General features: G+C 58.7%; 9 protein-coding genes, 1 tRNA gene and 2 rRNA genes (1 of these 12 cut by a window edge). All 12 read right to left on the reverse strand.

All coding sequences use genetic code 11. The annotated features are described in order from the left end of the window. Window positions 1-18: 18 nt before the first annotated feature. Window positions 19-774 carry a twin-arginine translocase subunit TatC gene (tatC, locus tag WBR25_RS20715; protein ID WP_040098487.1) on the reverse strand — a complete coding sequence of 252 codons (756 nt, stop codon included), beginning with the start codon at window positions 772-774 and terminating at the stop codon, window positions 19-21. After that, window positions 771-1,235 (reverse strand): Sec-independent protein translocase protein TatB, encoded by a 465-nt coding sequence (gene tatB / locus WBR25_RS20720; RefSeq protein WP_075116391.1) that lies wholly within the window; start codon window positions 1,233-1,235, stop codon window positions 771-773. Before tatB ends, tatC begins: the two co-directional genes overlap by 4 nt. A gap of 3 nt (window positions 1,236-1,238) precedes the next feature. Next, window positions 1,239-1,490: a Sec-independent protein translocase subunit TatA gene (tatA, locus tag WBR25_RS20725; RefSeq protein ID WP_005339385.1), complete on the reverse strand. Its 252-nt coding sequence runs from the start codon at window positions 1,488-1,490 to the stop codon at window positions 1,239-1,241. A gap of 42 nt (window positions 1,491-1,532) precedes the next feature. Next, the gene (gene ubiB / locus WBR25_RS20730; protein ID WP_479749128.1) at window positions 1,533-3,173 is read right to left on the reverse strand and encodes a ubiquinone biosynthesis regulatory protein kinase UbiB; all 1,641 of its coding nucleotides are present in this window, start codon (window positions 3,171-3,173) and stop codon (window positions 1,533-1,535) included. Next, complete coding sequence (locus WBR25_RS20735) at window positions 3,173-3,781, reverse strand: ubiquinone biosynthesis accessory factor UbiJ (RefSeq protein WP_129504992.1); 609 nt, start codon at window positions 3,779-3,781, stop codon at window positions 3,173-3,175. Before WBR25_RS20735 ends, ubiB begins: the two co-directional genes overlap by 1 nt. 8 nt (window positions 3,782-3,789) lie before the next feature. Continuing rightward, the gene (gene ubiE, locus WBR25_RS20740) at window positions 3,790-4,542 is read right to left on the reverse strand and encodes a bifunctional demethylmenaquinone methyltransferase/2-methoxy-6-polyprenyl-1,4-benzoquinol methylase UbiE (protein ID WP_005342396.1); all 753 of its coding nucleotides are present in this window, start codon (window positions 4,540-4,542) and stop codon (window positions 3,790-3,792) included. A 65-nt stretch (window positions 4,543-4,607) separates the two neighbouring features. Next, window positions 4,608-4,985: a fluoride efflux transporter CrcB gene (gene crcB, locus WBR25_RS20745; RefSeq protein ID WP_005339378.1), complete on the reverse strand. Its 378-nt coding sequence runs from the start codon at window positions 4,983-4,985 to the stop codon at window positions 4,608-4,610. Between the two features lie 95 nt (window positions 4,986-5,080). After that, window positions 5,081-6,346, reverse strand: a complete 1,266-nt coding sequence (locus WBR25_RS20750) for a cytosine deaminase (protein ID WP_479749131.1) — start codon at window positions 6,344-6,346, stop codon at window positions 5,081-5,083. Then, window positions 6,340-7,584 carry a cytosine permease gene (codB, locus tag WBR25_RS20755; protein WP_479749132.1) on the reverse strand — a complete coding sequence of 415 codons (1,245 nt, stop codon included), beginning with the start codon at window positions 7,582-7,584 and terminating at the stop codon, window positions 6,340-6,342. Before codB ends, WBR25_RS20750 begins: the two co-directional genes overlap by 7 nt. A gap of 253 nt (window positions 7,585-7,837) precedes the next feature. Further along, window positions 7,838-7,913, reverse strand: a tRNA-Thr gene (locus WBR25_RS20760). A 46-nt stretch (window positions 7,914-7,959) separates the two neighbouring features. Next, a 5S ribosomal RNA gene (gene rrf / locus WBR25_RS20765) occupies window positions 7,960-8,074 on the reverse strand. A 107-nt stretch (window positions 8,075-8,181) separates the two neighbouring features. Then, a 23S ribosomal RNA gene (locus WBR25_RS20770) occupies window positions 8,182-8,921 on the reverse strand; it runs 2,150 nt beyond the window's last position.

Here is an 8,921-nt window from a genome sequence, read left to right on the forward strand (position 1 = left end):
CAGGTGACGAACAGAGCTTCAGCTCTCCACATCCGGTTGTTCCTGTTGCTCTTCATCCTCTTTCTTCACGTAGAAGCGGGCGAAGAACAGACCAATTTCCCACAGCGCCCACATCGGGATGGCGAGCAGGGTCTGGGAGAAGACATCAGGCGGCGTCAGCAGCATGCCGACCACAAACACCCCGACGATAACGTAGGGACGTTTCTCCTTCAGGTTTTGCGGTGTGGTCACGCCGGTCCAGCAGAGCAGTATGGTAGCCACCGGAATTTCGAACGCCACCCCGAACGCGAAGAACAGGGTCAGTACGAAGTCCAGATAGCTGGCGATGTCGGTCGCCACCGTCACCCCGGCAGGGGCGGTACTGGTGAAGAAACCGAACACCAGCGGGAACACCACGTAGTAGGCGAACGCCATCCCCGCATAGAACAGCAGGGCACTGGAGACCACCAACGGCATGATCAGGCGCCGCTCATGCTGGTACAGACCGGGGGCGATAAAGGCCCAGGCCTGATAGAGCAGATAGGGGATCGCCACGAAGAAGGAGACCACCAGGGTCAGCTTGATCGGCGTCAGGAAGGGGGTCGCCACATCCGTCGCGATCATGCTGGTCCCTTCCGGCAACTGGCTGAGCAGCGGCTGGGCCACGAAGTCGTAGATGTTGTTGGAGAAGTAGATCAGCGCCAGAAACACCACGAGGATGGCGGTAATGGAGCGCAGCAAACGGGTTCTCAGCTCAACCAGATGGCTGATCAGGGGTTGTTCGGCCTGACTCATGGCTTCACCTCCCCTTTTACTGCGGAGTCGCTGACCGGCACCGGCTCACTCTCCCGCAGGCTGTTGACCGGCGGCACGTCGTGGCTCAGCTGCACCGCAGGCTCAACCGGCGTGGCAGGCTCAGCCTGGGCGACCGGCTCGGGGCGCGGCGGACGGATCTCGTTCTCCACCTGATAGGGGCGATTGACCGACTGGGCCGCCGCCTTGAGCTGTTCGATGGACTCCTGCAGCTCGGGGCTCAGGTTGCTCATCTGCAACTGTTCGGCCTTCTTCAGGTCGTTATGCAGCTCTTGCAACTTGAGCTCCTGCTCCAGCTCGGACTTGACCGAGTTCGCGGTCGAACGAATGAGGCGGATCCAGTGGGTAGCCGTGCGGATGGCAACCGGCAGCCGCTCGGGCCCCAGTACCACCAGTGCTACCACACCGATAACGACCAGCTCCCAAAAACCGATATCGAACATGGCTTAGGCCTGGTCTTTGTCTTTCTGCTTGGCGGTCTCACTGCTCTGAGTGGCCGCTTCGTTCAGCTGTTTCGGGGGAAACTCGGCATCTTTCTGCTCGGCCTTGGCATCAGCCGGCTCGTCGGAGAGGGCTTTCTTGAACCCTTTGACCGCCGCGCCCAGATCACCGCCAATGCCGCGCAGTTTCTTGGTACCGAACAGCAGCACGACGATGACTGCAATGATCAACAATTGCCAAATACTGATACCACCCATGATTTTCTCTCCAGAACAGGCGCCTGACGGCGCGGTTGTTGATTAATGGGAACGGGTTCGCAACCAGCCGACCAGCCAGCAGAGGGCTGCACCGGCGAGACTGGCTTGTCCCCACTCAATGTGTTGTTTTTGGGTCAGCAAGAATACACCCGCCAATAGCAGGCTGGCTCCAACCCCTAAGAGGTAGCGGGCCTGCCCCTGCCGACGGCTGTGACGGCGGAACTCGGCAAACATCTGGTCGAAATGACGCTGCTGATGACGGGTCTGACGCAGGGTCTCATAGACCAGCTCCGGCAGCTCCGGCAGCTTCTCCGCCCAGAATGGCGCCTTCTCCTTGATGGCGTTCAATACCGACTTGGGCCCTACCTGTTCGTGCATCCAGTTTTCGAGGAACGGCTTGGCGGTCTGCCACAAATCGAGCTGCGGGTAGAGCTGACGCCCCAACCCTTCCACATAGAGCAGGGTCTTTTGCAGCAGCACCAGCTGCGGCTGCACCGTCATATGGAAGCGACGCGCGGTGTTGAACAGGTTGAGCAGCACGTGACCGAACGAAATTTCGGAGAGCGGCTTCTCGAAGATGGGCTCCAGCACGGTGCGGATGGCGAACTCGAACTCGTCCACCTTGGTGTCTGCCGGTACCCAGCCCGACTCCACGTGCAGCTCTGCCACCCGACGATAGTCTCGGTTGAAGAAGGCGAGGAAGTTCTCCGCCAGATAGCGCTTGTCTTCCCGGTTGAGGGTACCGACGATGCCGCAGTCGATGCCTATCCAGAGCGGGTTTTCCGGATGTTCGTAAGAGACGAAGATGTTGCCCGGGTGCATATCGGCGTGGAAGAAGCTGTCGCGGAACACCTGGGTGAAGAAGACCTCCACCCCGCGCTCGGCCAGCAACTTCATATTGGTGCCGTTGGCTTCCAGAGCCGGGATATCGGAGACCGGAATACCGTAGATGCGCTCCATCACCAGCACCTGCTCGCGGCAGAGGTCGGTGATGATTTCAGGCACATAGAGCGCCTCTGAGCCGGTGAAATTGCGGCGTAGCTGGATGGCGTTGGCCGCTTCGCGCATCAGATTCAGCTCGTCGAGGATAGTCTTGCGATACTCCTCCACCACCTCGATGGGGCGCAGTCGCGCGCTCTGGGGCACGAAGCGGGCCACCAGACGGGCCAGCGCCTGCATCAACCGCAGGTCAGCCTCGATGACCGGCTCGATGTCGGGACGGATCACCTTGATGACGATCTCGCGGCCACTCTCCTTCAGCCGGGCAATATGCACCTGCGCGATGGAGGCCGATGCCAGCGGCGTCTCGTCGAAGTCGTCAAACAGGGTTTCGATGGGACAACCCAGGCTCAGCTCGATCTGCTGGCGCGCCGCCTGACCACAGAAGGGGGGCACCCTGTCTTGCAGCAGGGCAAGCTCTTCGGCGATATCCGGCGGCAGCAGGTCGCGGCGGGTCGAGAGCATCTGGCCAAACTTGATGAAGATGGGGCCAAGGGCCTCGAAGGCGAGGCGAATACGGGCACCGCGACTGAGATCCGGTTGCCTGTTCTTGAGCCAGAACAGGGAGCGACGGGCCAGACGACCCGGCCAGGGTTGATAGCGGGCGGGCACCAGCTCGTCGATGCCCTGCTCCAGCAGGATGGTGATGATGCGATAGAGGCGTTTGAACTCCTTCGGGGTCATCAGGTCACCTGCTGTTCGAAGCGGGCCAGCCGCAGTTCGACGGCCTTGAGCTGCTGGGCCAGCACCTCGACGTCATCGTTGAAACTCGCCACTTCCAGTGGGCCGGGGGCGAGGCGGGCCTCTTCGGTCAGATATTCCGCCAGCTGGCTGCGGGTGCGGCACAGTTCGCGGCCGACCAGACGACGCGCCTGACGGGCACCGCTGAACAGGGTGTGGGCCAGCACGTCGCCGGTATAGCGCGACAGCTCCTCCTCCCAGTCGATATCCAGCTCACCCAGCAGCACGCTGAATGCCTGCACCAGCTGGGGATCACCGCTCAGATCCAGCTTCTCCTCGCGGATATAACGGGTCAGGGCGGACGGGTCTTTCAGCAGACCGAGGGCGGTCAGGGAGAGACTGAGCACCGCATCCGCCTCCCCTTCATGCTGGGCCAGCACATCCAGCCGACGCTCGGAGAAGACGAACCAGAGCGGCTTGAGTTCACGCAGCTCCAGCTTGAGCACCTTGCCCACCAGTTTGCGCAGCCGCTCCGGACTCTGTTTGTCCAGCACCAGCAACTGGTTGAGGCTGGTTTCGATCACCGCGGTGACCATGGCATCCATCGGCATAGGCAACCTTAAAACTTGTAACCGCGGTGCAGGGCGACCACACCCTGAGTCAGATTGAAGTACTCCACCTGCTCGAAACCGACATTTTCCATCATGCCAGCCAGGGTCTGCTGATCCGGGTGCATGCGGATGGACTCTGCCAGATATTTGTAGCTTTCACTGTCGTTCGCGACGATTTCGCCCATTTTCGGCAGCAGTTTGAAGGAGTAGAGGTCATAGAGCTTGGCGATCACTTCACTGACCGGCTTGGAGAACTCCAGCACCAGCAGACGGCCACCCGGCTTGAGCACCCGGAACATGGAGGCGAGCGCCTTGTCCTTGTCGGTGACGTTGCGCAGTCCGAAGCCGATGGTAATCACGTCGAAGTGGTTATCCGGGAAGGGGAGCGCCTCGGCATTGGCCTGCACGTAGGAGACGTTGTTGGCGACCCCCAGATTACGCAGCTTGTCGCGGCCCACTTTCAGCATGGAGTCGTTGATATCCGCCAGCACCACCTGACCGGTCTCGCCGACGATGCGGGAGAACTTGGCGGTCAAGTCACCGGTACCACCGGCCAGATCCAGCACCTTCTGGCCCTTGCGCACACCGGAACAATCGATGGTGAAGCGCTTCCACAGGCGGTGGATGCCGAACGACATCAGATCGTTCATCAGATCATACTTGGCTGCCACCGAATGGAAGACACCTGCTACCAGAGTTTCCTTCTCGGTCGCGGCCACGGTTTTAAAGCCAAAATGCGTTGTCGTTGCTTGTTCTGACATCCCTTAAACACCCATAGAGCAAAGAATGGCCGCCAGTTTACCAGAGCCACTGGCGTCCGGACACCTTAAACCCGGCTCGCAACCAACTGCATGCCCAGCACCACCATGGCCAGACAGAGGAAGAGATTGAGACCGATATTGAGCAGTGCTTTCAGATAGGCCCCATGTTGAGCCAGCACTACCGTATCGAGGGCAAAGGAAGAAAATGTGGTCAGGGCACCGAGGATCCCCACCATCAGCAGCGGCTTCATCGGGTGTTCCACCACGTGACCATGGCTGATGAGGGCGAACGCCACCCCCATGATGAAAGAGCCCACCACGTTGACCACCAGAGTCCCGTAAGGAAAGTGGCGCCCCAGCAGCAAGGCCATCAGTTCGGCAATCCCAAAACGAAGGCAGGCGCCGATGGCGCCCCCTGCAGCAACATAGAACCAGGTTTGCATGGTGTCACTCCCTCAGGGTCAGACCGCCATTATGTCGCAATGGCGGCCCTTGTGCCCAGAGGCGGAACTAATCGCCATCCGGCCTGATTGAAATCTCAGCGGCGAAAATCGATGGGCTCGGGCTCACCCAGCACGATTTCGGTCTGGGCCGGGCGGGTCTGGGCAATCACCTTGCCGTGGCGGATCGAGTAACGCACCGGCACTTGACGGCGCACCGCATCGAAGCCGTTGTCGGCAGGCAGGATCAACAGGTTGGCCGGTTTGCCCACCTCTATGCCATAACGATCCTGCACGTTCAGGGTGCGGGCGCTGTGGCTGCTGATCAGCTTCAGACCGTCGTTGATCTGCTCGTAGCCCATGATCTGGCAGACATGCAGCCCCATGTGCAGCACCTGCAACATGTTGGCGGTGCCCATGGGGTACCAGGGATCAAACACATCGTCGTGACCGAAGCAGACGTTGATGTTCGCCTCCAGCATCTCCTTAACCCGGGTAATGCCGCGACGTTTGGGATAGGTATCGAAGCGCCCCTGCAGGTGAATGTTCACCAGCGGATTGGCCACGAAGTTGATGTCTGCCATCTTGAGCAGCCGGAACAGGCGGGAAGCATAAGCGCCGTTGTAAGAGTGCATGGCGGTGGTGTGACTGGCCGTCACCCGATGGCCGATACCCCGCTCGTAGGCGAGAGTCGCCAGCGTCTCGATGAAACGGGATTGCTCGTCATCGATCTCGTCGCAGTGCACATCGACCAGAACCTGATACTTCTCCGCAAGATCGAAGATGTAGTGCAGACTTTCGACCCCATATTCCCGGGTGAACTCGAAATGGGGAATAGCACCGATCACATCGGCCCCCAGCTTGAGCGCCTCCTCCAGCAGTGCCTTGCCATTCGGGTAGGAGAGGATCCCCTCCTGCGGGAAGGCGACGATCTGCAGCTCCACCCACACCTTCATCTCCTCCCGCACCTCCAGCATCGCCTTGAGCGCGACCAGATTGGGATCGGAGACATCGACGTGAGTACGGACAAACTGGATGCCGTTGGCGATCTGCCACTTCAGCGTCTGGATGGCACGCTGTTTCACATCCTCATGGGTCAGCAGCGCCTTGCGCTCGGCCCAGCGCTCGATCCCCTCGAACAGAGTGCCGGAGAGATTCCAGCTCGGCTCGCCCGCCGTCTGGGTGGTATCGAGGTGAATGTGGGGTTCGATAAAGGGGGCAATCGCCAGACCGCCCTCCCCGTCCAGCACCCGACCGGCGACGGCATGTTCGTCATGGGGTTCGATGGCGGTGATGACCCCATCCTGACAGCGGATCTGCCAAAACCCTTCCCGATCGGCCAAACGAATATGTTGAATCAGCATTTGTTAGCTTCCTGTACCAGAACCGGCCGCTGGGTGAGGCGAACCAGAATGAAATAGGTGAAGGCGGCGCCCAATACCGCGTTGAGTGGCACTATGCCCGGCAACCACTTGCCGACAACCACCCCGACTGCCGTGGCGACCAGCGCCTGCCAGCGGACCGTCTCGAACTGCTGATCGGCAAATTGACGGTAACGCTCACGATTGAGCAGGAAATCCATGATGATAATGCCACCGATCGGCGGAATTGCCGTACTCAAAAAGGCCAGCCAGCCGACAAAGTTGTTGTAAAGCCAGAGGGCGCAAGCCGTACCGATGAGGCCGTTGATCACGCTGAGGGGCTTGCTCTTGAGACCGGTAATATTGGCAAAACCGAGGCCGGAGGCGTAGAGAGCGTTGTCGTTGGTAGTCCAGATATTGAGGCCCAGCACCAGAATGGCGGGGATCAACAGCCCCTGCATCAGCATCACTTCCGAGATATCGGCCTGACCGGTCACGGCCGCACCGGCAGCACCGAAGACGAACATTAGCGTGTTGCCCAAAAAAAACGCCACCATGGTAATCATGACGGCGCCCCAGGGTTTGCGACCAAAGCGGACAAAGTCGGCGGTCAGGGTTCCTGCACTGATAAAGGAACCGACCACCATGGTCAACGCCGTGGTGAACTCGATGGGATTGCTTGGTTGTACCTGCTGCAGTGCAGCCATGCCACCGGTCGAGGTCACCGCCAGCCAGACCGAGTAGCCACCGAGCAGGGCGATAGCTGGCACGGCCACAAAGCTCAGCACCATCAGGGCGGAGATGCCGAAGTAGACGGTCACCGTCATCAACATGCCCGAAATGGCGATCAGCCAGTTCACATCTATGCCGGTCGCCTTCTGCACCGGCAGGGCAAACATCGCCACGCCAACACCAAACCAGCCGACCTGAGTACCGCCGAGCAGCAGGGATGGCAGCCAGGAACCTTTCACCCCAAAGGAATAACGAGCCAGCAGATGGGTAGAGAGGCCGGTTGAGGCACCGATATAACCGAGACAAGCGGTGTAGATACCCAGCAACAAGTTGCCGATAAGTACTGCCTTGATGAAGTCATCGAATACCAGCCCGGTACCCAGCGCACCACCGGTCCACATGCTGGCAGAGAAGAAGGTCAGGCCGAGCATCACCAGCATCAGCGAAAGCACACCTTTGCGCCCTTTGGCGGGTACCGCCCCCAAACAGTATTCGTTATCCTGCGCCATGCTCTCTCTCCACGTAATAGGCAAAACGCGCCGGATTTTACATGTAAAACGTTTTACGTCAATCAATCATGGTTAAATCTCTGGATAAAACCATCAATAGCAGTCAAATGAGTAACACACAGGGACTCAAATCAGCAGATAAACTGTGTCGACTGCAAGCAGAGGGGGGGTGCGGGAATAGGGAATGTAGGGGGATATAAGAAAACTGACAGATGCAAAAAAGCCTCCCTTTTCAGGGAGGCTTTCTATTTAATGGTGCTGATACCCAGAATCGAACTGGGGACCTCATCCTTACCAAGGATGCGCTCTACCGACTGAGCCATATCAGCATACTAACCGGTAAAGACCACGCTGGGCGTAATCTTGAAATTGGGTGCCTGGCAGTGTCCTACTCTCGCATGGCGAATGCCACACTACCATCGGCGCTACCGCGTTTCACTTCTGAGTTCGGCATGGGATCAGGTGGTTCCACGGCGCTATGGCCGCCAGGCAAATTCTTTAATCTAGAAAGCTGACGTGAGTAACGACTTGGTCATTATCACTGAATTAGTAGTTCGTTCATTCGCTACAAGGCCAGAAACACTTCTTGGGTGTTGTATGGTTAAGCCTCACGGGTAATTAGTATGGGTTAGCTCAACACGTCGCCGCGCTTACACACCCCACCTATCAACGTTGTGGTCTCCAACGGCCCTTTAGGACCCTCAAGGGGTCAGGGATGACTCATCTCAGGGCTCGCTTCCCGCTTAGATGCTTTCAGCGGTTATCGATTCCGAACTTAGCTACCGGGCAGTGCCACTGGCGTGACAACCCGAACACCAGAGGTTCGTTCACTCCGGTCCTCTCGTACTAGGAGCAACTCCCTTCAATCATCCAACGCCCACGGCAGATAGGGACCGAACTGTCTCACGACGTTCTGAACCCAGCTCGCGTACCACTTTAAATGGCGAACAGCCATACCCTTGGGACCGACTTCAGCCCCAGGATGTGATGAGCCGACATCGAGGTGCCAAACACCGCCGTCGATATGAACTCTTGGGCGGTATCAGCCTGTTATCCCCGGAGTACCTTTTATCCGTTGAGCGATGGCCCTTCCATTCAGAACCACCGGATCACTATGACCTACTTTCGTACCTGCTCGACCTGTCCGTCTCGCAGTTAAGCTGGCTTATGCCATTGCACTAACCTCCTGATGTCCGACCAGGATTAGCCAACCTTCGTGCTCCTCCGTTACTCTTTGGGAGGAGACCGCCCCAGTCAAACTACCCACCAGGCACTGTCCGCGAGCCCGATTCAGGGCCCTGCGTTAGAACATCAAACATACAAGGGTGGTATTTCAA

The organism is Aeromonas sp. MTB (genome assembly GCF_056632455.1).